The 24,376-nt window shown below is 65.6% G+C and carries 25 protein-coding genes and 1 pseudogene; 18 read left to right on the top strand and 8 right to left on the bottom strand.

The window, feature by feature from the left end; all coding sequences use genetic code 11:
* Positions 1-1,138, top strand: a 1,138-nt coding sequence (locus tag MA07_RS31150) for a calcium-binding protein (protein WP_160195391.1), incomplete at its 5' end; no start/stop codon positions are given.
* 84 nt (positions 1,139-1,222) lie between these two features.
* On the opposite strand, the gene MA07_RS05160 is transcribed toward MA07_RS31150, so the two are convergent.
* Together MA07_RS05160 and pepN are read right to left on the bottom strand one after the other, a co-directional pair.
* Positions 1,223-3,550, bottom strand: a complete 2,328-nt coding sequence (locus tag MA07_RS05160) for an ATP-binding protein (protein WP_036347791.1) — start codon at positions 3,548-3,550, stop codon at positions 1,223-1,225.
* A 191-nt stretch (positions 3,551-3,741) separates the two neighbouring features.
* Positions 3,742-6,393 carry an aminopeptidase N gene (gene pepN, locus MA07_RS05165; protein WP_036347793.1) on the bottom strand — a complete coding sequence of 884 codons (2,652 nt, stop codon included), beginning with the start codon at positions 6,391-6,393 and terminating at the stop codon, positions 3,742-3,744.
* Positions 6,394-6,586: 193 nt separating this feature from the next.
* Between pepN and MA07_RS05170 the strand changes: the two genes are divergently transcribed.
* The 7 genes and pseudogenes from MA07_RS05170 to ybaK all read left to right on the top strand — a co-directional run bounded on the left by MA07_RS05170 (position 6,587) and on the right by ybaK (position 13,714).
* Positions 6,587-7,027 carry a VOC family protein gene (locus MA07_RS05170; RefSeq protein WP_036347795.1) on the top strand — a complete coding sequence of 147 codons (441 nt, stop codon included), beginning with the start codon at positions 6,587-6,589 and terminating at the stop codon, positions 7,025-7,027.
* 108 nt (positions 7,028-7,135) lie between these two features.
* The gene (gene xdhA, locus MA07_RS05175) at positions 7,136-8,617 is read left to right on the top strand and encodes a xanthine dehydrogenase small subunit (RefSeq protein ID WP_036347797.1); all 1,482 of its coding nucleotides are present in this window, start codon (positions 7,136-7,138) and stop codon (positions 8,615-8,617) included.
* Between the two features lie 4 nt (positions 8,618-8,621).
* Positions 8,622-11,087, top strand: coding sequence for a xanthine dehydrogenase molybdopterin binding subunit (xdhB, locus tag MA07_RS05180; RefSeq protein ID WP_244445161.1), 2,466 nt, complete (start codon positions 8,622-8,624; stop codon positions 11,085-11,087).
* Positions 11,084-12,049, top strand: a complete 966-nt coding sequence (xdhC, locus tag MA07_RS05185; RefSeq protein WP_036347800.1) for a xanthine dehydrogenase accessory protein XdhC — start codon at positions 11,084-11,086, stop codon at positions 12,047-12,049. The genes xdhB and xdhC overlap by 4 nt, the downstream gene beginning before the upstream one ends.
* A 5-nt stretch (positions 12,050-12,054) precedes the next feature.
* Entirely contained in the window at positions 12,055-12,540 is a 486-nt protein-coding gene (locus MA07_RS05190) for a nucleoside deaminase (protein ID WP_036347802.1), read from the top strand.
* 55 nt (positions 12,541-12,595) lie between these two features.
* Positions 12,596-13,213: an urease accessory protein UreE gene (locus MA07_RS05195; RefSeq protein ID WP_036347804.1), complete on the top strand. Its 618-nt coding sequence runs from the start codon at positions 12,596-12,598 to the stop codon at positions 13,211-13,213.
* Positions 13,214-13,243: 30 nt separating this feature from the next.
* Positions 13,244-13,714 (top strand): annotated as a pseudogene (ybaK, locus tag MA07_RS05200) (Cys-tRNA(Pro) deacylase).
* Positions 13,715-13,765: 51 nt separating this feature from the next.
* On the opposite strand, the gene MA07_RS05205 reads toward ybaK, so the two are convergent.
* Positions 13,766-14,074: a hypothetical protein gene (locus MA07_RS05205; protein WP_052002860.1), complete on the bottom strand. Its 309-nt coding sequence runs from the start codon at positions 14,072-14,074 to the stop codon at positions 13,766-13,768.
* Positions 14,075-14,315: 241 nt separating this feature from the next.
* Between MA07_RS05205 and dusA the strand changes: the two genes are divergently transcribed.
* Positions 14,316-15,311, top strand: a complete 996-nt coding sequence (dusA, locus tag MA07_RS05210; RefSeq protein ID WP_036347806.1) for a tRNA dihydrouridine(20/20a) synthase DusA — start codon at positions 14,316-14,318, stop codon at positions 15,309-15,311.
* 2 nt (positions 15,312-15,313) lie between these two features.
* Here the strand turns inward: dusA and MA07_RS05215 are convergent, their stop codons facing one another.
* From MA07_RS05215 to cobS, 4 genes are all read right to left on the bottom strand, one after another.
* Positions 15,314-15,853 (bottom strand): hypothetical protein, encoded by a 540-nt coding sequence (locus MA07_RS05215; protein WP_036347809.1) that lies wholly within the window; start codon positions 15,851-15,853, stop codon positions 15,314-15,316.
* Between the two features lie 64 nt (positions 15,854-15,917).
* Entirely contained in the window at positions 15,918-16,619 is a 702-nt protein-coding gene (locus tag MA07_RS05220; RefSeq protein WP_036347811.1) for a TIGR02281 family clan AA aspartic protease, read from the bottom strand.
* The gene (locus tag MA07_RS05225) at positions 16,619-16,834 is read right to left on the bottom strand and encodes a DUF1289 domain-containing protein (protein WP_036347813.1); all 216 of its coding nucleotides are present in this window, start codon (positions 16,832-16,834) and stop codon (positions 16,619-16,621) included. Before MA07_RS05225 ends, MA07_RS05220 begins: the two co-directional genes overlap by 1 nt.
* A gap of 105 nt (positions 16,835-16,939) precedes the next feature.
* Positions 16,940-17,740 carry an adenosylcobinamide-GDP ribazoletransferase gene (cobS, locus tag MA07_RS05230; RefSeq protein WP_036347835.1) on the bottom strand — a complete coding sequence of 267 codons (801 nt, stop codon included), beginning with the start codon at positions 17,738-17,740 and terminating at the stop codon, positions 16,940-16,942.
* A 114-nt stretch (positions 17,741-17,854) separates the two neighbouring features.
* Between cobS and cobT the strand changes: the two genes are divergently transcribed.
* From cobT to MA07_RS05240, 3 genes are read left to right on the top strand one after another with little or no spacing between them, the layout of a single operon-like run.
* Positions 17,855-18,880 carry a nicotinate-nucleotide--dimethylbenzimidazole phosphoribosyltransferase gene (gene cobT / locus MA07_RS05235; protein ID WP_036347815.1) on the top strand — a complete coding sequence of 342 codons (1,026 nt, stop codon included), beginning with the start codon at positions 17,855-17,857 and terminating at the stop codon, positions 18,878-18,880.
* Positions 18,877-19,137: a hypothetical protein gene (locus tag MA07_RS29485; RefSeq protein ID WP_152568738.1), complete on the top strand. Its 261-nt coding sequence runs from the start codon at positions 18,877-18,879 to the stop codon at positions 19,135-19,137. Before cobT ends, MA07_RS29485 begins: the two co-directional genes overlap by 4 nt.
* The gene (locus tag MA07_RS05240; RefSeq protein ID WP_052002861.1) at positions 19,071-19,388 is read left to right on the top strand and encodes a thermonuclease family protein; all 318 of its coding nucleotides are present in this window, start codon (positions 19,071-19,073) and stop codon (positions 19,386-19,388) included. The genes MA07_RS29485 and MA07_RS05240 overlap by 67 nt, the downstream gene beginning before the upstream one ends.
* 2 nt (positions 19,389-19,390) lie before the next feature.
* On the opposite strand, the gene MA07_RS05245 is transcribed toward MA07_RS05240, so the two are convergent.
* Positions 19,391-19,972: a LysE family transporter gene (locus MA07_RS05245; RefSeq protein WP_036347818.1), complete on the bottom strand. Its 582-nt coding sequence runs from the start codon at positions 19,970-19,972 to the stop codon at positions 19,391-19,393.
* Between the two features lie 86 nt (positions 19,973-20,058).
* Here MA07_RS05245 and MA07_RS05250 point away from each other — a divergent pair, with 86 nt between their 5' ends.
* The 6 genes from MA07_RS05250 to MA07_RS05275 form a co-directional block, all read left to right on the top strand.
* Entirely contained in the window at positions 20,059-20,703 is a 645-nt protein-coding gene (locus MA07_RS05250) for a uracil-DNA glycosylase family protein (protein ID WP_052002862.1), read from the top strand.
* Between the two features lie 120 nt (positions 20,704-20,823).
* The gene (locus MA07_RS05255; RefSeq protein WP_036347821.1) at positions 20,824-21,087 is read left to right on the top strand and encodes a hypothetical protein; all 264 of its coding nucleotides are present in this window, start codon (positions 20,824-20,826) and stop codon (positions 21,085-21,087) included.
* 58 nt (positions 21,088-21,145) lie between these two features.
* The gene (locus MA07_RS05260) at positions 21,146-21,367 is read left to right on the top strand and encodes a hypothetical protein (RefSeq protein ID WP_152568739.1); all 222 of its coding nucleotides are present in this window, start codon (positions 21,146-21,148) and stop codon (positions 21,365-21,367) included.
* A 145-nt stretch (positions 21,368-21,512) separates the two neighbouring features.
* Positions 21,513-22,304: an enoyl-CoA hydratase-related protein gene (locus MA07_RS05265; RefSeq protein ID WP_036347826.1), complete on the top strand. Its 792-nt coding sequence runs from the start codon at positions 21,513-21,515 to the stop codon at positions 22,302-22,304.
* A gap of 10 nt (positions 22,305-22,314) precedes the next feature.
* On the top strand, positions 22,315-22,521 hold the full coding sequence (locus MA07_RS05270) for a hypothetical protein (RefSeq protein ID WP_036347828.1): 207 nt from the start codon (positions 22,315-22,317) through the stop codon (positions 22,519-22,521).
* 101 nt (positions 22,522-22,622) lie between these two features.
* On the top strand, positions 22,623-24,376 hold a 1,754-nt coding region (locus MA07_RS05275), incomplete at its 3' end, for a caspase family protein (protein WP_052002863.1).

The raw sequence follows: 24,376 nt of genomic DNA on the forward strand, positions 1-24,376 counted from the left end.
CAGCACGCAGAACACCGGCGAGGCGGCGGGCGACACGTATGAGGGCATCGAGGGGCTGGCCGGCTCCAACTATGCCGACCATCTCACGGGCGATCACGCCGACAACGTGATCTACGGCGGCTATGGCAGCGACACCCTGTTCGGCCTCTCCGGCAACGACCGCCTGTACGCCGGCGGCGACAACGACGATCTGATCGGGGGCTCAGGCGCCGACACGCTCGATGGCGGCGACGGGTTCGATTATGCCAGCTACTACACGGCCGGTACGGGCGTGCGGGCCAGCCTCACCAGTAACTGGCTTAACACAGGTGATGCAGCCTGGGACGTGTACGTGTCCATTGAGGGGCTGGGTGGCTCGAACTATGCCGACTGGCTGTCCGGCAATGAGGCGGCCAACGTGCTGCATGGCCATGGCGGCAACGACGAGCTTCTGGGCGGCGGCGGCTTCGATGAGCTGTTTGGCGGCGAGGGCTGGGACGTGCTGCACGGCGGCACGGGGGCCGACGTGCTCGACGGGGGCGCCGGGCACGACTTTGCCTCCTACCTGTATGCCACGGCAGGCGTGACGGCCAATCTCTCCGAGAGCTGGCGCAACCAGGGCGAGGCGTACGGCGACACTTACGTGTCCATCGAGGGGCTGGCGGGCTCGGCCTATGCGGACGCGCTCGGCGGAGATGGCTCGTACAACGAGCTGTTCGGCCATGGCGGCGACGACCAGCTGTGGGGCTTTGGCGGCGGCGACTGGCTGGTGGGCGGCGAGGGCCACGACCTGCTGATCGGCGGAGCGGGCTCGGACTGGCTCACCGGCGGCAACGGCACGGACATCTTCCGCTTTGACGGGGTGCTGGGTGCGGGCAACGTGGACGTGGTGAACGACTTCGGCTTTGGCGGTCCCGACCTGCTGCAGCTGACGCGCAACACGTTCACGGCCTTTGCCAACCAGGGTTCGGTGTATGCCGCCCAGGTGGCGCTCGGGGCGGCGGCCACCACGGCGGAGCACCGTCTGGTGTACAACGGCGGCACGGGTGCCTTGTTCTACGATGCGGACGGGGCCGGCGGGGCCGCCCAGGTGCAGTTTGCCACGCTTGGCAAGGGCTTGGCCATCTCGGCGTCCAGCTTCGCCCTCCTCTGGCTCTGAACACCTCGCACAGACGATCACAAACAACAAAGCCGGTGTCTCACGATACCGGCTTTTTAGTTCAGGTTGTGGGGGAGAGCTATCCTACGCTGCTGCGTCCGCCAGCGCGATGTCGGCGTGCGTGGCTTCCGTGAGCGGCAAGTGGACCAGCACGATGGTGCCCAGGCCTTCCTGGCTCTTGATGCGCAGGCTGCCGCCGTGCAGCTCAGTGAGCGAGCGGGCGATGGCGAGGCCCAGCCCTGAGCCCTTGTAGCTCTTCGAGAACTCGGTCTCGACCTGCTCGAAGGGCTGGCCTAGCTTGTGCAGGGCATGGGCCGGAATGCCGATACCGTTGTCTTCCACGTAGATGTTGACGGCGTTGCCGGCCTGACGCGTGCGAACCGTGATGCAGCCGCCTTCGCTGGTGAACTTCGTGGCGTTCTGGAGCAGGTTGACGAGGATCTGGTGCAGGGCGCGCTCGTCGGCGGGCACCACGATGTCGTCGGGGTTCACGTCGACGGTGACGGAGAGGTTCTTGGCCTTGGTCTGCTCGCCCACCAACTTGAGGGCGCGCTGGATTGCGGCGTGAACTTCCATCGGCTGCTTGGTGAGGGACGTGCGTCCCGCCTCGATGCGCGACATGTCGAGGATGTCGTTGATCACCGACAGGAGATATTGGCCGCTCGAACGGATGTCGGAGCAGTATTCCTCATACTTTTCGGAACCGAGGGAGCCGAAGATGCCGCTCTGCATCACTTCCGCGAAGCCGATGATGGCGTTGAGCGGCGTACGCAGCTCGTGGCTCATGTTGGCAAGGAATTCCGATTTCGCACGGTTGGCGCTCTCGGCCTGTGCTTTCTGGTCGAGGTAGCGTTCGGCGAGATCCGCGAGCTGGTGCGTCTGAGCCTCAAGCTTCTGGCGCGACTGCTTGAGGTCGAGAACGGTGGCGATGAGTTCCTTCTCGGACTCGACGAGACGGTGCTCGTGGCGCTTGAGCGCCGTAATGTCCGTGCCGACGGACACGTAGCCGCCGTCCTTGGTGCGGCGCTCGTTGATCTGCAGCCAGCGACCGTCCTGGAGGCGGGCCTCGAAGGTGCGCGCACCCACATCCTGCTGCTCGCGGCGCAGGAACTGGTGCTGCACCTCCGGCGGACGGCCGAGCGCCATGACCTCGGCATAGGGCTTGCCCTGCAGCTGCGCATCGGCCGGCAGCTCGTGCAGCTTCTGGAACTTGGAATTGCACAGCACGAGGTTGTTGTTGGCGTCCCAGAGCACGAAGGCCTCGGAGATCGCCTCGATGGCGTCGTGCAGGCGGGCATCCGCCTTGGCGGTCTTCTCTTCCAGGCCACGCTGCTCGGTCACGTCCACCGCGATGCCGACGAGATGGCTGGCCGCGTCGTCCGGATCGTTCATCAGCTCGGCGCGGGCGCGCAGCCACACCCAGTCGCCCGTGATGCTGCGGATGCGGAACTCGTAATCGACAAGCGAGGTGCTGGCGGAGGCGAGCTGTTCGGCGAGCGTGAAGAGATCCTGATCCTCCGGGTGGATCATGGTGTTCACTTCCCCGAAGGAGAGGAACTCGTCCTGGCGCTCGTAGCCGAGGAGCTCGTACATGGAATCGGACCAATAGATGCGTCCGCGGCCGATGTCCCAATCCCACAGGCCGCAGCGTCCGCGGTTGAGCGCGGAGTCGATCCGGTCGCGCACCTTCTCGCAGACCTCGTCGGCAGCGCGCGCGCGGTTCGCCTGCATGATATAGGCGACGCCGATGCCGAGCAGCACCAGGATGGTGGCGCCAAGCAGCGACACATGTCCGATCGTGCGCGTCCACCAGCCCGACAGGATGTGGGGCATGGGCTGCACGAGCGCGATCTGTCCCGATGAGGCGGCAAGCGAACGAACGGTTGCCATGCCTTCCACCCCGCCAGGGAGCCGGACCGTCATGACGCCCGCGCGGTCGGCAAACAGCATCAAGGGCTGCGCTTCGCCAAGGATGTCGGTGAGCTTGCCGGGGGCATGCGTCATCGGTGGATAGACGGCCAGAATGGCGCCTGCCCGATCAACCAGCATGAGGGTGCGGTTCTGCGTGAGGGCGCTCGGCGGCATGTCCTTGGCCAACTCCTCCAGCTGCGCCGCAGCCTGTGCGCCGTTGCCGGGAGCAGGAACAGCGCTGAGCTTTGCTGCAGAGAGGGACGCGATGATGTCGATATCGCTGATGGCGTCGAAGAGTGTGTCCTTGCGGCCGTCGCGGATCTGCACCCAGGCGCTGCCGGCAAGTGTAATGAGGAACAGGATCAGGACCGCCGGAACCGCCAGGCGGAGCAGGGGCTCGTATCGTTCAAGCCGTCGATAGGTGAGGTTCGCGTCTGATCGCGTTACCCCTAGAATCGTACCCGCACGCGCGGGTACGCATGCGGTCACCGCCCCCGCCATGCGATGCTTCCTCCGGAACCATTTGCGTCCTGTTTCGGAGGACGTGCCGCATCTCTCCGAATCACTAACAATAGAATCTTGAGCGGGTGATTTGTCTAGTTAGTAGAACCCGAAGGTTAATAAAAAATTTCCTATGTCGCGTTCCCCTGGGGAAATCTGGGACAACGCCATAACCTCTTCATCCATATAGGTTATTTCGATTGGCTTTCCTCAAGGGAGCGGCTCACGATATCCCCTACATCGCGGGAAAGATTGGGCTTTTGCGCGATGGAGCGCAGGGCCTCTTCCGCGTGCTTTCGCCGGCTGTTTTCCATCATCCTCCACGTGCTGAAAGCGGTGAGGAGTCGGGCGGCCAGTTGGGGATTCAACTCGTCCGCGCGCAGGACGATAGAGGCGAGGAGCCGGTATCCTGCGCCGTCAGCCCGGTTGAACTGAACCTGGTTCAGCATGGCGAAGCTGCCGATCAGCGAGCGCACCCGATTGGGGTTGGTGATGGAGAAGGCGGGATGCTGCATCAGGCTCTTCACCCGCTCGAGGGTTTCGTCCTCGGGGATTGCGGCCTGCAGCGTAAACCACTTGTCGATCACGAGGGGCTCGTTGCGATAGCGTTCTCCGAACCAGGCGATGGCGTCCTCGCGCACGGTCCCGGGAATGGTCGTGAGTACGCTGAGCGAGGCGAGGCGGTCCGTCATGTTGGTCGCGGACCTGAGTTGCTCTGAAGCAAGCGCTTCACCGGCACCCGGATCGGCCGCGGCAAGAAGATCGAGGCAGGCATTGCGAAGGGACCTGCGTCCGGCGCTGGCTGCATCCGGACGGTAGGGGCCTGAATCGGTGAGAGCCGCGTAGATGCGCTGCAGGCGCTCGGCACCGGCCACCCCAATGCGCCGGCGAAGCTCCGATCGGGCGCGATGGATCGCATCCGGATTCACGTCCTGGCCGATCTCCTGCGCGATGTCGGCCTCGCTCGGGAGGGTCATGACGAGAGCCGCAAAGGCCGGATCGTTCTCCGCATCCCTGTCGATGAAGGCACAGAGGGCGGTCGAGAATGCGTCGATCTCCTCGCCCGCGACTTGGCCGTTGATCGAGAGGGAGGCCAGCAGCCGCATAGCGACGGTCTGCGCCGCCTGCCAACGATTGAACGAGTCCGTGTCATGCCTCAGAAGAACCAGCAGCTCCTCATCGGGCAGATCGAGGGATACCTTCACCGGAGCCGAGAAGCCGCGGAAGAGGGACGGAACCGGCAGGGACGTCACACCCGTGAAGGTGATGCTGTCGGCTGCCTTGTCGAACAGGAACACGCCCCGTTCATCCACCCGGTCGCAAGCTGCGCTCACGGGCGATCCATCATGCGAGACGAGACCAAGCGTGACCGGGATTGCCATTGGCTCCTTCTTCGCCTGTCCTGGCGTCGGACGGGTGCTCTGTGTGAAATTCAGACTGTATGTCTGCGCGGCCTCGTCATAGTGGGTCTTCACGGTGACGCGAGGCGTTCCGGATTGCTCGTACCAGCGGGCGAAGTGCGACAGGTCACGGCCCGTGACCTCCGCGAAGGCGTTCAGGAAATCCTCGACCGTCGCGGCCGTTCCGTCGCAGCGCTCGAAATAGAGATCCATGCCGCGCCGGAAATCCTCTTCGCCGATGATCGTCTTGAGCATGCGGACGATCTCCGCACCCTTCTCGTAGACGGTGGCGGTATAGAAGTTGTTGATCTCGCGGTAATGGTTCGGGCGCACCGGATGGGCGAGGGGGCTCGAATCCTCCAGGAACTGGCGGGCCCGCAGGGTCTTCACCTCCGCAATGCGATGCACGGGGCGCGAGCGCTCGTCGGAGGAGAACTCCTGGTCGCGAAAGACCGTCAGGCCCTCCTTCAGGCAAAGCTGGAACCAGTCGCGGCAGGTGACGCGGTTGCCGGACCAGTTGTGGAAATACTCATGCGCGATGATCGCCTCGATATGGGCGTAATCCATGTCGGTGGCGGTCTCAGGGCTCGCCAGCACGTACTTGTCGTTGAAGATGTTGAGGCCCTTGTTCTCCATGGCTCCCATGTTGAAGTCGGATACGGCGACGATGTTGAAGACATCGAGGTCATATTCCCGGCCGAAGACCCGCTCGTCCCAGCGCATGGAGCGCTCGAGCGCATCGAGCGCATAATCGGCACGGTTCTCCTTTCCGGGCTCCACATAGATCGCAAGCTCCACCTCGCGCCCGCTCATGGTCGTGAAGCTCTTGGCGACACGGCCCAGGCGGCCTCCGACCAGCGCGAACAGATAGGACGGCTTGGGATGCGGATCGTGCCAGACGGAATAATGCCGGTCGGTATGGTCAATCGATCCGCTCTCGGCCGGATTGCCGTTGCCGAGGAGGACCGGAGCCTCGTCGCGGTCCGCCTCGATGCGGGTGGTGTAGACGGATAGAACGTCGGGCCGGTCGAGGAAATAGGTGATGCGCCGGAAGCCTTCCGCCTCGCATTGCGTGCAGTAGTTTCCGCCCGAGCGGTAGAGCCCCATGAGCTTGGTGTTGGCCGTCGGATTGATCTCGGTCTCGATGGTCAGGGTGAAGGCCTGCCGGGGCGCCTGCCCGATGGTGAGCGAATGCGGCGACGCCTCGAACTCTTCGTCGGATAGGACCCGCCCGTCCAGGGCGAGAGATTTCAGGTTCAACTCGTCTCCGTCGAGGACCAGGGGCGCATCCGGACGCCCGGCCGGGTTGGGTCTCATGAAGAGCGTTGCGGTCACCCGTGTCTCCGTCGGGTGAAGCTTCACATCGAGGTCAACGTTGTCGATCAGGAAGTCGCTGGGCCGGTAGTCCTCAAGGCGAATGACGGGTGCTGTCTCGGTGCGCATCGGGTACTCGTCTGAAACGAAGTTGCGTTGGTTCTAGGGCCTTGGGGAGGGACCGCCAGTCTGCTTGACGCAGCAACGCTTAAAAGTCACGGGATCTTGGCCGAATCCAAGGCTTTTTCCGCACAACAAAATGGTACCCCTTGATCTCCGGGCGAAATACGCCATCACGTGAATTCCGCTCACGGAGACGATCATGGAATACCTGCACACGATGGTTCGTGTCTCGAACCTCGAACAATCCCTCGACTTCTTCTGCAATAAGTTCGGTCTGGTCGAGGTCCGCCGGATCGAAAACGAGAAGGGGCGCTTCACCCTCGTGTTCCTGGCGGCGCCCGGCGATGTGGAGAAGTCCCGGGACACCAGGGCGCCCCTCCTGGAACTCACCTATAACTGGGACGAGCGCGAATATGCCGGCGGCCGGAACTTCGGCCATCTCGCGTACCGGGTCGACGATATCTACGAGACCTGCCAAAAGCTGATGGATGCAGGCGTCACCATCAACCGTCCGCCCCGTGACGGCTACATGGCCTTCGTGAAGACCCCCGACAACATCTCCATCGAGTTGCTTCAGCGCGGCGATCCGAAGCCCGTGCAGGAGCCCTGGGCCTCCATGGCCAATACCGGCACCTGGTAAGACCGCGACCTCGGCTGCCCCTCAGCTGCCCCTTGGCGAAAAGGTCTTGCTCCGCCATCTTACCCGGCCCACCATAACACAGCCGGGTCGAACCGGCGGAGGAACACAGTGGTACGAGAGACAATCCGCTTCTGGCGGCAGGGACGAGCAGTCGAGGTTTCAGGCTTTCATCCGCGCACCACGCTTCTGGACTATTTAAGGCTTCAGGAGCGTCGCGTGGGCACCAAGGAGGGCTGCGCGGAGGGCGATTGCGGCGCCTGCACCGTGGCCCTGGGCCATGTGAGCGGCGGGCGGGTGCATTACGAGCCGGTCAATGCCTGCATCCTGCTCCTCGGCCAGATCGATGGCGCCGAGCTCGTCACGGTGGAGGATCTTGCCGCAGGCGGGGAACTGCACCCGGTGCAATCCGCCATGGTGGATGCTCACGGCTCCCAATGCGGCTTCTGCACGCCCGGCATCGTGATGAGCCTCTTTACGCTGTACCACGAAGGCGAGCGGCCCCTGAGCCGCGAGAGCGTCAACGACGCTCTCGCAGGCAATCTCTGCCGCTGCACGGGCTACAGGCCCATTGTCGACGCCGCCCTGCAGGCCTGCGGCGAAGCGCCCAACGATACATTCGTTGCAAACATCGAGCAGAATGTGCAGGGTCTGACAACGCTTGAAGACGGCCAGGATATCTTCGTTGGGAACGAGACCCGCTTCTTTGCGGCCCCCGCCAGCGAGGATTCCCTTGCGGCACTTTATGCACAGCATCCGGACGCCACTCTCGTGGCCGGCTGCACCGATGTGGGTCTGTGGATCACGAAGGGCATGGCCGAGATCGAGAAGATCATCTGGCTCGGGCGCGTGACGGGCCTCGATCGCATCGAAGAGACCTCCGACATGCTCGGTATCGGCGCAACCGTGACCCATGTTGAGGCTCACCCGTCGCTTGCCCGCATCGATCCGGATCTCGGCGAACTCATGCGCCGCTTCGGATCATGGCAGGTGCGCGCATCCGGAACCGTGGGCGGCAATATCGCCAACGGCTCACCCATCGGCGATCTTACACCCGCGCTGATCGCGCTGGGCTCCGAGCTGGAGCTGCGCCATAGCGGTGCCACCCGCACCATGCCGCTCGAAAGCTTCTTCATTGCCTATCGCAAGCAGGACCGGGTGCCCGGCGAGTTCGTGCGCCGCGTGAGCGTGCCGAAGCTCAAAGGCAACGAGGTCTTCCGCGCCTACAAGATCTCCAAGCGGTTCGACGAGGACATCTCGGCCGCCATGGGCGCGTTCAAGTTCACCCTCGACGGCAGGCGCATCGCTGAAGCTCGCGTCGCGTTCGGCGGCATGGCGGCCACGCCGAAGCGCGCGCTCGACACGGAACGGGCGCTTGTCGGCCTCTCCCTCGACGAGCCCTCCACCTGGGGCGAGGCCATGGCGGCGATTGCACGCGATTATCAGCCGCTCGACGATCACCGATCCTCAGCCGCCTACCGCGCGACGGTGGCGCGCAATCTCGTGTTCAAAGCCCTGAGCGAGACCGCATCGGGCGAGACCCGCGCCACCCGCATCATCGGCCAGCGCGACGCGCTCCAGGCGGCGGAGTAGGGCCATGAACGAGCAACTGAAACTCGGCGCCGATTCCACCTCCCCGTTGAGGGGGGAGGTCGCGCCGCAGGCGCGGGAGGGGGCCTCCACATCTGCAAATGTCGCGCTGCCACCCCACCCCGGATCGCTGACTCGCTCCGACCCTCCCCCTCAAGGGGAGGATGGTGCTGTGGAATCGCTCCGCCACATTCGCAAACCCCTGCCGCACGATTCCGGCCCGAAGCACGTTCAGGGCGTCGCGCAGTATATCGACGATATCCGCGAGCCCGAAGGCACGCTGCACGTGGCCATCGGTCAGTCGCCGAAGGCGCGCGGGCACTTGATCTCCCTCGATGTCTCCGCCGTACGCGCTGTGCCCGGAGTCGTGGCCGTTCTCACGGCAGCCGATATTCCCGGCAAGAACGACGTGTCGCCCGCCTTCGGTGACGATCCTCTCTTCGTCGATACCGACATCGGCTTCCTGGGCCAGGCGCTCTTCGCCGTCGTCGCCACGAGCCGCGACACCGCGCGCCGTGCCGTCAAGAAAGCCGTGATGGAGATCGAGTCGGAGACGCCAAGCATCACCGTCGAGGACGCGTTGGAGCGCCAGGAGACCGTGCTGCCGGACTATGCCTATGGTCGTGGCGATCCGAATGCCGTCATCGCGCAGGCGCCAACGAGGCTGGAAGGCCAGTTCCGCGTCGGCGGGCAGGAGCATTTCTATCTCGAAGGCCAGGTCGCCATGGCGATCCCGGGCGAGGACGGCGACATTCACGTCTATTCCTCGACCCAGCATCCCACGGAAGTGCAGCACGTGGTTTCCCGTGTGCTCGACATTCCCGACGCCTATGTGACCTGCGAGACGCGCCGCATGGGCGGTGGCTTCGGTGGCAAGGAAAGCCAAGCGACGCAATGGGCCGTCACGGCAGCATTGGCCGCACGCGTAACAGGGCGCCCATGCAAGCTGCGCCTCGATCGTGATGACGACTTCATCCTCACCGGCAAGCGCCACGACTTTCGCTGCGACTGGAAGGTCGGCGTCGACGAAGAAGGGCGCATTCAGGGTTACGTCGTGGATCTGCTGGCCCGCTGCGGCTATTCGGCGGATCTCTCCGCCGGCGTGGTGGACCGGGCCATGTTCCATGCGGACAACGCCTATTGGATGCCCGCCGTCCATATTGCCTCGAAGCGGCTCAAGACCAACACGGTCTCCAACACGGCGTTTCGCGGTTTCGGTGGTCCGCAGGGCATGCTCGCCATCGAGCACGTGATGGACCAGATCGCCTGGGCGACGGGCCGCGATCCGCTCGACGTGCGCTATGCCAACTTCTACCGGCCGGGTGAGAACGTCACGCCCTACGGCATGGAGGTGGAGGAGACCGACACCCTCGTCAATCTCGTGCGCACCCTGGAAGAGACCTCAAACTATCGTGCACGGCGCGAGGAGATCTCGGCCTTCAACGCCTCCTCGCCGATCATGAAGCGCGGGCTGGCGCTCACGCCGGTGAAGTTCGGCATCAGCTTCACGCTCACGCACATGAACCAGGCCGGCGCCCTGGTGCACGTGTATCAGGACGGCTCCGTGCATCTGAATCATGGCGGCACCGAGATGGGGCAGGGGCTCTACATCAAGGTCGCGCAGGTGGTGGCCGAGGAATTCGGCATCGCCATGGAGCGCGTGCGTATCACCGCGACGACGACCGCGAAGGTGCCCAATACCTCGCCGACGGCCGCGTCATCCGGCTCCGATCTCAACGGCATGGCTGCGAAGATCGCGGCAGGCGCGATCAAGAAGCGCATGATCGCTCATGCCTCCGAGGCTTACGGGGTGCCCGAGGAGCAGATCGCGTTCCGCGATGACCGCGTGTTCATCGGCAACGAGAGCCTGCCGTTCGACGAGCTGGCGAAGAAATGCATCGCAGCCCGCGTGCAGCTCTCCGAGGCCGGACATTACAAGACGCCGAAGATCACCTGGGATCGCGCCAAGGGGACGGGCCGGCCTTTCCTGTACTTCGCCTATGGGGCGGCCTGCTCCGAGGTGATCGTCGATACGCTGACGGGCGAGAACCGACTGCTGCGCACCGACATCCTGCACGATGTCGGCCGCTCCCTGAATCCGGCCATCGACATCGGCCAGATCGAGGGCGGCTTCGTGCAGGGCATGGGCTGGCTCACCACCGAGGAGCTTGTCTTCGCCAAGGACGGGCGCCTGCTGACGCACGCGCCGTCCACCTACAAGATCCCGGTCGCTTCCGACGTGCCGGCCGCTTTCAATGTGGCGCTCTATCCCAATACCAACCGGGAGGAGACGATCTACCGCTCGAAGGCTGTGGGCGAGCCGCCGGTGATGCTGGCGAACAGCGTCTTCTGCGCGCTGGCCGATGCCATCCACGCGCTCGATCCGGAAAAGCCCGTGCCGCTCCACGCGCCCGCGACGCCGGAGGCGATCCTGCGCGCCTGCGAGGCGCTGCGGGGGAGGCCCATGGGGTGAGGGTCTGGCGCCAGCTTGCCGATTTCGTGCAGCGGCACGGAGCTGCCGCCCTCATCTCCGTCCATGACGTGAAAGGCTCCGCCCCCCGCGAGGTCGGCGCGTGCATGGTGGTGCGGCCTGATGGCGCCTTCCACGGCACCATCGGCGGCGGTCAGCTCGAGTTCCGCATGCTCGATATCGCCCGCGAGATGCTAGCGGCGAAGCGCGGTCCGGCCCGGATCGTCGATCAGGCGCTCGGGCCCGATCTCGGCCAGTGCTGCGGCGGGCGGGTGAAGATCCTGATCGAGACTTTTGACACGCGCGACATGGAAGACCTCACGCCCCTCGTCGAAGCGGAGTCGGGCGGGGGGCTGTTCGAGCTTGAGTGCCGGATGGACGACGGTCGCGTGCGGCGCGAGTTCTCCTCCGCCGTGGGCGACGACCGCTGGACCGGCTGGCGCGAGACCCATGGCGAGGTACGCGCCCCCGTTCTCCTGTTCGGCGCCGGCCATGTGGGCCGGGCGCTGGTGCTGTCGCTCGCCCCCCTGCCGTTTGCGGTGCGCTGGCTCGACGACAGGGATGACGCCTTTCCCGCGCATCTGCCGCCGAACGCCAAGGCTGTCCGTATGTGGGACCCGGAGGGGGAGATCGCCGAGGCCAGCCCTCACTCGCTCATCCTGGTCATGACCCACGACCACCCCCTCGACATGGCAATCACGGCAGCGGCCCTGAAGCGGGACTTTCCCTATGTGGGCCTCATCGGCAGCGCCACGAAGCGGGCGCGCTTCGAGAAGCGGTTCCGGGAGCTCGGAATCCCTGAGGAGACGATCCGCTCCCTCGTCTGTCCCATCGGGCTGCCCGGCATCGAGAACAAGGACCCGGCCATCATCGCGGCTTCCGTGACCGCCCAGTTGCTGCAGGTTCGGGAGCACGGGGGTGTTGCCCAAAAATTCTCGCCTCCCGCGGCCTCGAACGATACATAAGTCACATGAGCACCAATCGACTCGACGATCAGCGCCATCTGGCGCGCGCCATCGAACTGTCCCGCGAGCACATGGAGGAGGGGGCCGGCGGCCCCTTCGGCGCCGTGGTCGTGCGCGACGGCCGGGTTTTGGCCGAGGGCTGGAACCAAGTCACCTCCGCCAAGGACCCGACCGCCCATGCGGAGGTTACGGCGATCCGACGCGCCTGTGAGGCCATCGGCGACCATTCCCTGGAAGGCGCCACCCTCTATACCAGCTGCGAGCCGTGCCCCATGTGCCTCGCCTCTGCGTACTGGGCCAGGATGGGCCGCATCGTCTATGCCAATACCCGGCAGGACGCCGCCGAGATCGGCTTCGACGACAGCCTGATTTATGACGAGATCCCCAAGCCCGTGTCCGAGCGCCTGATCCCCATGGACCACCAGCCGAGCCTGGAGGCCAGGGCCGTGTTCGATGCCTGGGCGGACAAGCCGGACAAGATCGCCTATTAATATCCAGCCGCGCTTCCTATTTGAGCTTCACCCGATCACAGACCGAGACGAACCCATGCCCCGCGTCACCACCATCGTCCGCAAGCCCGCCGTGAAGGCCGACCGCGTCGTCGACACCATCACCCTCGACCACGCGGCGAGAAACCGCCGCCATGCGGCGCTCAAAGGTGCGGGCGGGACCGAGATCCATCTCGATCTCGACATGGAGACCACCATCAACGATGGCGACGCCCTGCGGCTCGAGGACGGGCAGCTTGTTCAGGTGAAGGCGGCGGCGGAGTCCCTGCTGGAAGTGAGGGCCGAGAATCCCCTGCGCCTTATGCGCCTCGCCTGGCATCTCGGCAGCAACCACGGCCTCGCTGAGATGACCGCAGATGCCCTCTACATCGAGAACAACCCGGCCCTAGCAGAACTGGCGCGCGGGCAGGGCTGTACCGTGACCCCGGTGGAGCGCCCGTTCAAGCCGGAGCGCGGCACCCATGTGTGCGACCACGATCATGGACATCACCATCATGGCCACGCGCACAGCTATGATCACGGGCATTCTCACGGCCACGATCATGCACACGAGCACACGCATGATCATGACCATCATCACGATCATGCGCATCGTCACGAGCATGGCCCCGGCTGCGGATGCGGCCACCACCACGGTCACAAGCACGATCACTGATCGGGCCTGAAGCTCCAACTCCTCACGACCATGACCAGGACCACCCGCGCGACGCTGGCCCTGCAGCAGGCCGGCGTGTCCTTCACGGTGCATTCCTACGAGTACGATCCGAACGCGGAGCGCATCGGCCTGCAGGCGGCCGAGGCCATGGGGGCCGATCCGTCGTGCGTGCTGAAGACCCTTATGGTGCTGGTGGACAACAAGCCGGCCTGCGTGATCCTGCCCTCCGACCAGGAGGTGAACCTGAAGAAGCTCGCCTCGGCGCTCGGCGGCAAGGCGGCCTAGATGATGAAGCCGACGGACGCGGAGCGCATCACCGGCTATCACGTCGGCGGCATCAGCCCCTTCGGTCAGAAGAAGCGTGTCCCGACGGTGCTGGAGCAATCGGCATTCAACCATACGAGCGTCTTCATCAACGGCGGTCAGCGCGGCCTGCAGGTAAAGCTCGATCCGCGTGCCGCCGCCTCCGTGCTGGAAGCAACGGTCGCCGGGGTGGTTTAGCCAATCACAAAAGATGAAGCGGAGAGGCGTGGCCTCTCCGCAAAGAACCGCTTACTTCCGCTGCGTCGTGGTGCCGGTGGCATCCGTCGGCAGCTTCTTCTGCTGGCCGGGGGCGTAGCTCGAGGCACCCTGGCCGGTCACGGAGCCGGTGGTGTCGTTCTGCATCCGCTGGCCGGGAGCATAGCTGGAGGCACCGGGGCTGGTCGTCGAGCCGGTGGTGTCGTTCTTCATCTGGTGGCCGGGAGCATGCTGCGACGCGCTGTTCGTATTCATGTTGGTGTTCGAAGTCTGCGCATAGCTAGCCATCGGAAGAGCAACGAACAGGGCGGCGGCACAAGAAAGTCCAAGTGTCTTCTTCACGGTTATGCTCCTTTTTAGAGTGCATATATTGGACGTGAAGAACGAATAGTGAGATATGTAGTTCCAAATGACCGATATATTTGTTTATTCATGGATGAACGTACATTCATCTTTAGGAATACGTTGTAGTTATACTTTGAATGCGCCTCATCGGCATCAACCCATCTCTATTTGCCTTGCGCCCTTCATCCCCATATGAAAAGGCCTGCTCCCAAACATACGATCAATCGTTTTGCCAAGTATGACGCAGAAATTCTTCACCGTGGCCCCTATGATGGACTGGACCGACCGGCATTGCCGGGCGTTCCATCGCGTCCTGTCGCGCCGGGCGCGGCTTTATACGGAGATGGTCACCACGGGGGCGGTCATTCACGGGCCGCGGGAGCGGCTGCTCGGGTTCAGCCACGTGGAGCATCCGGTGGCGGTGCAGCTTGGCGGGTCCGATCCGAAGGATCTGGCGGAATCCGCCCGGATCTGCGCCGAGTTCGGCTATGACGAGATCAACCTGAATGTGGGCTGCCCCTCCGACCGGGTGCAGAACGGCCGCTTCGGCGCCTGCCTGATGCAGGAGCCGGTGCTGGTGGGCGAGTGCGTGGCGGCCATGAAGGCGGCCGTATCCCTGCCGGTGACGGTGAAGTGCCGCATCGGCGTTGACGATCAGGATACGGAAGAGGCCCTGAACCGCCTCACGGATTGCGTGGTGGCGGCCGGCTGCGACGGACTGACGGTCCATGCCCGTAAGGCTTGGCTGCAGGGCTTGTCCCCGAAGGAAAACCGGGACATTCCGCCCCTCGACTATCCCAGGGTCTATCGCCTGAAGCAGGCTCGGCCCGATCTGCCGATTGCCATCAACGGCGGCATCAAGACCTGGCCCGAGATTCATGAGCACCTGAAGCATGTGGACGGCGCGATGCTCGGCCGCGTGGCCTACCACGAGCCCGAGATCCTGCTCGCGGTCGATCCCGAGCTTTACGGCGAAGCCGCGCCCGTGGCCGACGGGTTCGAGGCGGTGGAGGCCTATGAGCCCTATGTTGCGGAGCAGCTCGCGAAGGGCGAGCGCCTGCACAACATCACCCGCCACATGCTCGGCCTCTTCACCGGACGCCCCGGCGCACGCGCCTATCGCCGCCATCTGGCGACCGAGGCAGTGAAACCGGGCGCGAACCTGCAGACCCTGCGGGATGCGGTGGCACACGTCTCCCGGGCGGAACCGGTCCTTCTGGCCGCCTCAGCCTGATTTCATCGACGACGTCGCGCCTCGTGCCGCCGTGGACCCGATTGCGTGCGGCTGTCGACGGCGCTCAGGATGGCCTCCGTCACGAGGCCGAGGACCAGATGGGCGACAAGGCCTCGGGCATGGGCCTGCCATGGGTAGCGGCGGGGCGGCGCGGCAAATCCCAGCGCCGGGTTGATCAGCTCATCCTCGATGGCGAAGATGCCGAGGCCGAGCACGAGGCCTCGGCCGATCACGCCGCCCGGAATGTGCCGGCGCATGGTCCCGTAGACGGCGGTCGAGGACATGGCCAGGGCATAGTGCATGGCAATGCCCGCCGGATGCGGCTGGGCTGGCGGCTCGCGGCCAACGGCTTTCGCCATGGCCCCCACCATGTTGTGGGCCGGGTCCTTGCCGTTCGGGCGCACGCTCTGCGTTCGCCGCCACGCTTCCGGGTTCTCGTGTTCCACCATGAACCAGTCCACCCGGTCCATGACCCAAGTGGCGGCTGCGCCTGCGGCGGCCCCCTTGGCGAGGTCAGCCGCCACTGTGCCGTTCATCTTCATGCGGATCTCCGAGAATGCCCTTGACGCATTCTGGACAAGAGAGGCCGCAAGTCTTGGTTCCGAATTAGGGTTCCTGCCTCGCCCGCAGGATCAGCCGGTTGCCACGCACCTCGTACGACCCGAGGCGCTCGAGGAAGCTCATGCCAAGCAGATTGGCGTGGAGCACGCCGGTGCGGGCGATGAGCGCACGGACATTGCGCTCCGTGATCGTCCCTACGGTCAGGCTCTCGATGATCACAGGGGCGGCCAGCGCCGCGCCGTTGGCGGTCGAGACGGGCACGGAGTAGTTCAACGTCTCAGGCTTGAAGCCCAGGGCAGCGGCGTTTTCTGCCCGCAGGACCACGGTGCTGGCGCCCGTGTCGAAGATGAAGCGGGTCTCGCGGCCATTCACCTCGCCCTGCACCAGGAAGCTCCCGTCCATCCGCCGTGCCGCCACCACCTCGCCCTCGGACGTGGTGACAGTGCGTCCGACGGCGATGTCGCCGATGGCGCGGTCGAGAACCGTCTGCAGTTCCTCCCGGGAGGCATAGGTCGCGAGCAGCGCGATGAGAATACCGCCGCTCACCGCAACGGACTGCACCCCATAGGTCCAGTGCCGCGCAAATCCTTCCACGATGGAGGCCGCCATGAGGAGGGAGAGGCCGCTTAGGGCCAGGAGGCCTGCGGCCTCTAGGGCGGAGAACTCGCCGATATTCTCCTCAGCGAAGAGCCCTACCAAAAGGGCGCCGATCAGAAGGAGAAGACCTGCTCCGCGAATGCCCGGCATCAATCAGCCTTGCGCGGTTCGGACGCGAAAGGGGATTCGAGGGAGAAAGCCTGGCGCATGCGCTCCGGCAGCCCTGCCATGATCTGCTGACGCTCCTCCTCCGGCATGCGGTACCAGTGGGTGATCTCCTCGCGCGTGCGGCCGCAGCCTTCGCAGAGGCCCGTCTCTGAATCGAGGGTGCAGACGCGGATGCAGGGGCTGGAAACACGGGTCATCTAAAAGCGCTTTTCGGCGAAGTGGGTCCGGTTCGCCGCCAAAAAGCGCGGCCAAACAAATAAAGAAGTGGGCTCACGGCAGTGGGACCACTTCTCTTCATGTTGTTACGCCGGAAGAACGGTCAAGAGGCCGATCAGCGCGGCGATCTCCGCCACCTGCTGCGCGGCCCCTGCGATGTCCCCCGTCTGCCCGCCGAGATGGCGCTCTGCGAAGCGGGTGAGGGCGAGGCCCGAGAGGCCCGAGAGCACCAGCATGAGGACGATGCCGGCAAACGGCAGGCCGGAAGGCACGCCCAGCACAATTGTGAGGATGACGGCGATTCCAGCCGCCCGCCAGAAGGTCTTTCGTGCCGGCTGACCGACGGCCTGGGACATCCCGTCCGCCCGGGCCGGGGGCAGGAACACGAGAGGCATCAGGCCCGCCGTGCGGGAGAGAGAGGCCGCGATGAGGATCGCCGCCACGATGGCGCTGCCGTCGATCCGCGAGGCCAGGGCCGCCAGGGCTCCGGTTCGCAGCGCGAGCGCGAGGAACAGGGCCGAGGCGCCGAAGGAGCCGATCCGGCTGTCCCGCATGATCTCCAGGCGCTTCTCGCGAGTGGTGCCCCCAATGCTGTCAGCTGTGTCGGCCAACCCGTCCTCGTGCAGGGCGCCGGTGGTCAGCACCACGGTGGCGACCGACAGGGTTGCGGCAAGCCAGGGGCCGAGATCGAGCAACAGGGCAAGGCCCAGCACCATCGCCGGCAGCAGGCCGAGCACCAGGCCCGCAACCGGAATCATGCGCAGCAGGCGCGGGAAGCTCGGCGGCGCATGGGCGTCCTGCTCCCACGGCAGGGCTGGCACCGGAAGCCGGGAATAGAAGCGAATGCAATGGGCTAGGTCGATGGCCGCCGCCTGCCACGGGCTCATGGGCGCCGCCTCGCCCGGCTCAATTTGCTCCGACATGCTTCACCCCGCGTGCATGGGCCGTTATAGGTCACGCCTCTTCGCGTTCTGCAATGCCCCTGCGGGCTGGAGCCCCTCATGTCCGATACCGTGTCCTCACCTTTCGACGATATCCGCCGCCTGATCACGACCATGCCGGGTCCGGACGAGGCCGCCGTCGAGGCCGTGCGGATGCGCGACGGGCAGCTCACCAAGCCGGCCGGCAGCCTCGGCCGCCTGGAATGGATCGCCGAGTGGCTCGCCGCTTGGCAGGCCAAGCCCACGCCCAGCGTCGACCGTCCGCTGGTCTGCGTGTTCGCGGCAAGCCACGGAGTGACCGCCAAGGGCGTGTCGGCGTTCCCCTCCGACGTGAACCGCCAGATGCTGGAGAATTTCGCGGCCGGCGGGGCGGCGATCAACCAGATCTGCGCGGCTTATGGCCTGGGCTTCAAGGTCTTTGACCTCGCCATCGACATGCCGACCGGCGACATCACCGAGGCCGACGCCATGGACGAGAAGGCCTGCGTGGCCACCATGGCATTCGGCATGGAGGCCATTGCCGGCGGCACGGACCTTCTCGCCATCGGCGAGATGGGGATCGGCAACACCACGGTGGCGGCAGCGATCTACACGGCGCTCTATGGCGGGCCGGCCGAGCACTGGGTCGGGCGCGGCACGGGCGTCGATGATGAAGGTCTGAAGCGCAAGGTCGCGGCCGTCGAGGCGGCCATTGCCCATCACGGCGAGAACCTGAAGGACCCGCTCGACTTGCTGCGCCGTGTCGGCGGCCGTGAGATCGCCGCGATGGCCGGGGCCATTCTGGCCGCACGGCTGCAGCGGATCCCGGTGGTGCTCGACGGCTATGTGGCCACTGCCGCCGCGGCCATCCTCCATGCCATCCATCCCTCGACCATCGATCACTGCATCGCCGGCCATCTCAGCGCCGAAGGTGCTCATCAGGACGTGCTGGGCCGTCTCGGCAAGATCCCGCTTCTGGCTCTCGGCATGCGACTCGGCGAGGGATCGGGCGCGGCACTGGCCGCCGGGCTCGTGAAAGCGGCGGCTGCGGTCCATCGCGACATGGCCACCTTCGGGCAGGCGGGGGTCTCCGAGCGCCTGTCGTGAAATTTCCACGACGCCGCTCCCGATCGAGCGGCATCACCTCCCTGATCATTGCGCTGGCGCTCGCTGGCGGGGCCGGGCTCGTGCTGAAGCCCAATGGGCGTTCGGTGGAGGGCCGGGCCCAGGTCACCGATGGCGATACGATCCGCATCGGCGAGGCGCGCATTCGCCTGAAGGGCATCGACGCGCAGAGATGGAGCAGCGCTGCTCCCGGGGCGGCCGCTCCTATGCCTGCGGCGAGACGGCGCGACGGGCGCTGACCGATCTCGTGTCCGGAGAGAGGGTGCGCTGCCGCGCCGCCGGGCGCGACCGCTACCAGCGAATTCTCGCCCGCTGCACCGTCAACGGCAACGACATCGGCACGCACATGGTGGAGAGCGGCTGGGCGGTCTCCTACGGGCGCGACTACGATGCCGAGGAGGCCCGCGCCCAGGAGCGCGGGCTGGGGCTCTGGGAGGGCGAGTTCGAGCGGCCGCAGGACTGGCGCAGAGAAAAAGCCTCGCGCCGCTGATCTCAGCCGAGGGCTGCGGCTCCAAGCGAGGCCGAGAAGGTGAGCAGGACCAGCGCCGCGCCCCGCTGGACCGTCTGCGGGCGGATGAAGAAGCCCGGCTGCGACAGGGCCGCTCCGAAGCCGATCCAGGCGAGCGCGATGGGGACGATCACCGCCGCGAAGACGCTGATGGTCTGAAGGAAGGCGGCAGAGGTCGCGAAGGCCGCCTCGGGAAAGATCACGGCCGCAAAGAGAAGCGCCTTCGGGTTGAGCAGGGTCGCCGTGAAGACCCGGCGTGTGCCGAAGCCCGATCCGCTCAGCGCCTCTCCCGCCCGCGACCACAAACCCCAGGCGACGGCCACCAGATAGGCCGCGCAGGCGAGCCGCAGCGTTGGCTTCAGCCAAGGCAGTGCGGCCGAGGCCGGCTCCAGAAACAGGCCCCAGCCGGCGATGGCAAGCGCATAGCCGCACAGCTCCGCCGGAACCAGCGGCAGCGAGCGCCTAAAACCCGCCTGCGCGCCCGAACTGGCCAGCAGCGTGTTGGTCGGGCCCGGCGTCGCCAGGATGGCGGCCACGGCCGGCACGAAGGTGAGGAGATCGATCATGCGAGGCTTGTAAGCGTTGACAGTCGGGCCTGCCTTGATCCGCCTCAAAAGGTCGCTTCGATAAAAGGCCTGAGGCTTCCCATCTGATGGGTATGAATCCCCAAGCAAATTTCGACGATCTCTCGGCGCAATTGCGGGCCTGCCGCATCTGCCGTGATGCGCCGCGTTACGGCATGGCCCTGCCGCACGAGCCGCGCCCGATCATCCAGGGCAGCGCCACCGCCCGCCTGTGCATCGCCAGCCAGGCACCGGGCACGCGGGCGCACGCCAGCGGCATCCCCTTCGCCGACCGTTCCGGGTCACGGCTGCGCTCCTGGCTCGGCATGGACGAGGCCACCTTCTACGACGCCTCCAAGGTGGCCATCGTGCCTATGGGCTCCTGCTTTCCGGGGCAGGACGCGAAGGGCGGCGATCTCGGGCCGCGCCGGGAATGCGCCGAGGCCTGGCGCCGGCCCCTGTTTCAGGCTCTTCCCGATCTCGACCTCGTCCTGCTGATCGGCCAGTATTCGCAAGCGTGGCACATGGGGAAAAACTTCAAGGACGGTCTCACCGAGACGGTGAGGCGCTGGCGCGACATCATCGAGAATCCGCAGAAGCCCCGTATTCTGCCCCTGCCGCATCCCTCCTGGCGCAACAACGGCTGGCTGAAGAAGAACCCCTGGTTCGAGGCCGAACTGCTGCCGACGCTGCAGAGCGAGGTTCGTGAACTGCTTCAGCACGGTCACCAATAGAACTCAATGAAACAGAATAAATATACCTTCGATCAACCGGGACATAATAATAGTAATTAGCGCAATATTTGGAACGATCAGTCTTGCGCGGTGTTTGCCTGATATAGATCAGGTAATTCCATGACATATGTTCCTTATCACCGAGACGGCCACGTCTTTGACGGGCGCCTCGTCCGCTCGACGGTCTGTCCCTATGAGTGCGTCGCCGGTGAGGAGGAACTGAGCCAGGCTACATCGCCGGTCGGGGCTTTTCGTGAGGCGGAGGTTTCCGGTCTGCGGGATTTCCCTCACGTGGATGAGCCGGCGAACCCCAATCTTGTCCCCTGGATGAGCCTGCCGCGCAGGGCGCAGCACAGGAATGAGCAGGCCCGTCTGTTCAGGTAGTAAGAGCCCTGTCATCTGCCGCGGCACCCGCCCGATAACGTTGTTGAAGGAGTTCCTCGTGTCCAACTATCTTTATGCCTGTGGCCAGCACGTGACGTTTACGGGCAGGCGCCTCATGAGTCCCTCATGGACCGGGGCGTTCGTCATCACCAAGCTGCTTCCGTCCGGCGGCGAAGAGCCCCGTTACGAGATCAAAAGAATCGGCGAGACCTACACCCGCGCGGCTCTGGAGAGTGACTTGGCGGCCCGGTCCGAAGGTCTGCAATCGTCCGTTTTCTAAACCGCTCCACAACCTGAACCGGCTCTTGTCAGACGCGACACCGCTCGGCTGAATTATCAATCTGCGGTGCGAACCGCATTTTTGCCGGTTCTCCCTCGGCCGATCCGTACTATGTTCAAGCGCGACGATAAGGAGCTTGGACAGCATGAGCCCGACGACCCTGCGCTGCACCGTCGATGGACCGGTCGCCACGATCACGCTTGCGCGGCCCGACAAGATGAATGCGTTCAACGCCACCATGCATGCCGAGCTGCGCGACGCGCTCGACGGGTGCGAGGGCGACGACAACGTGCGCGTGGTGGTGCTGACCGGGGAAGGGCGGGCCTTCTCGTCGGGCCAGGATCTCACGGTCGATCTTACGCGCGACGCGCAGGGGCGCCTCGATCTCGGGCCGGCCCTGGAGCGGGACTACAACCCGCTGATCCTCCGGCTTGCCAACTACCCGAAGCCCATCATCGCCGCGCTGAACGGCCCGGCCGTCGGGGCCTCCATGAACATCGCGCTCGCCTGCGACATCGTCGTGGCGGCCCGTTCCGCCTATCTGCAGGAGGCCTTCGCCAAGATCGGCCTGATCCCCGATGCGGGCGGCACCTGGATCCTGCCGCGGCTCATCGGTCCGAAGATGGCGCTCGCCCTCATGCTCAGCGCCGAATCCGTTCCCGCCGAGGAGGCGCAGCGCATGGGCCTCGTCTACAAGGTGTTCGAGGATGCCTCCTTCGCGGTCGATGTCGCGGCCTTCGCGGCCAAGTTGGCTGCCGGACCGGGGCTCTCTTATCGTCTGACCAAGCAGGCGGTGGCGCAGAGCCTGTCGAACGATCTCGAAGCGCAGCTCAAGCTCGAGGCGAAGCTGCAGAGCGAGGCGGGATCGAGCGACGACTTCATGGAGGGCGTGGCGGCCTTCCGCGAGAAGCGCGCACCGCGCTTCCAGGGACGCTGAGGGAACAGCCATGCGCCCCACTTACTGGATCCTCGGCCTCGCCACCCTGAGCATCGTGATCGGGATGTTCATGTCCCGCGACCCCGAGCGCGCCGAGCGGCTCTCGCAGATGTACCGGGACGCGGCTCTCACCGGCGAAGCCCGGCAGATGGCGATCATGGGCCTTGCCCTCGCCATCGGAGCCTTCGTGGTCTACCTCACCATGACGCGGCGCTGACGGTCCGACGTCGTCCCGTTTTGTTCACGGTGCATTCAACTGCCTTGGCCTTATTCTCCTAATATGATCCCGTCAAAGCGGATCGAAGAGGGGGCTGAACCGTGTTTTCCCTGAAACGTGCTATCGTTTTCGCTGCCTTTGCCCTGGTGGCGGCCTTCGGTCAGGCATCCGCCGCCCTTGCCCAGGATCGCCTTGCTCTCGTGGTCGGGCAAGGCGCCTATGAGGGGCGCACGCTCGCACACGCCGCGAACGATGCCGGCCTGATCGCCCAGACCCTGACCAGCGCCGGCTTCGAGGTCGTGCAGGGGCGCGATCTCAACGCCAACGATCTGCGTAGCCTCGTCCGCGACTTCCTCGACAAGGTCGAAGGTCTTGAGCCCGGCTCTACGGTGATGGTCTACCTGGCTGGGCACGGGGTCCAGCTCGAAGGCGACAACTACCTGCTCCCCGTCGACGCCCGGATCCAGCGCGATGCGGACATTGCCATCGAGGGTTTCCGCCTCTCGGACCTCGTCCGCTCCCTTGAGCAGAGCCCAGCCCGGGTGAGGGTGGTGGTCGCCGACATGGCGCGGGAGTACGCACTTGGCTCCACGGGCGAGCCCATCGCCAAGGGGCTGGCCCTGGTCGAGCCGCCCGCCGGCTTCCTGATGGCCTTTTCCTCGGCGCCTAACATCGTCGCCACGGATGGGTCGGGTCCTTACGGCGCCTATGCCACGGCGCTCGTGGAAATGATCCGCCAGCCGGGCTTGGGCCTCGACGAGGTTTTCGCCCGCACGCGCCTGCGCACCCACGAGACCACCAACGGCCTGCAGATCCCCTGGCATTCGGCGAATCTCGGCGCTGCCTCCTTCGTGTTCTTCGAGCAGGCCGAGGCCGCTGCCGCGCCGCTGGTGCGCGAGGTGCGCCGCATCGAGGAGGTGCCCGCCGAGGAGGCCTATGCCATCGCGGTCGAGCGCGACACGATCCAGGATTACCAGGCTTTCCTGCGCCGCTACCCCGATCATCGCCTGTCCCGCCGGGTGACGGCGCTGCTCGCCGCCCGCCGCGAAGCCGCCGTCTGGCGCCGGACCGTCACGCGCAACACCCGCGAGGCCTACTGGACCTACCTTCGTGCCTATCCGAACGGGCCGCATGCGCCGGATTGCCGGCGCAGGCTCGCGCGCCTCTCGGCCCCCCATGCCCCACCGGCGGTCTTTGAGGAGGTGGTCTACGACGACCTGCCTCCGCCGCTGCCAGAGGTGGAGCGGATCGAGGTCGTCGAGGTGGTGACCGTCATCCGCGACGTGCCGCCGCCGCGCCTGCCGGCCTATCTGCTGCCGCGATGGGACGAGGACGACGAGGAGTTCATCACCATCATCCGCGAGCCGCCGCCGCCGCCGATCATGGCCGGCATACTGCCGATCCCGTATGCGATCCCCGTGCCTTACCGGGCGCGTCCGCCCCGCTACTTCTACCAGCCGATCGCACCCAGGACCCCGAGGGGGCCGGTCGCCATCCCCGTGCGGGCTCCGTACGTGTTCGATCGCCTCGATGAGCCCCTGCCGCGGCCGCGCCGTAACCTGCGCGACGAACGGCCCCGCGTGCCGCGGCAGCCCGGTCTTGATGCGCCCCTCGAGCCGATCCCGGTTTCGGTCAATCCGAGAGCCCCTCGCGAGGGCAGGGATGTTCGTCCCGGCGAGCCTCCGCGCATGCGGCCCGGCCGCATTCCCTCGCGTCCGATTCCGCTCCTCGGCGACGAGCAGGAGCGCCCGCGTCCGAACCGGCCCGAGACTGCGGAGCCAAGGGAACGTCCCGACCGGGAGCGTGGCCCGCGTTCCGTCGACCAGGGTCGCGATGGGCGCGACATCCGGCCTGA

Source organism: Microvirga sp. BSC39 (assembly GCF_000739015.1).
In the GTDB taxonomy this organism is placed as follows: domain Bacteria; phylum Pseudomonadota; class Alphaproteobacteria; order Rhizobiales; family Beijerinckiaceae; genus Microvirga.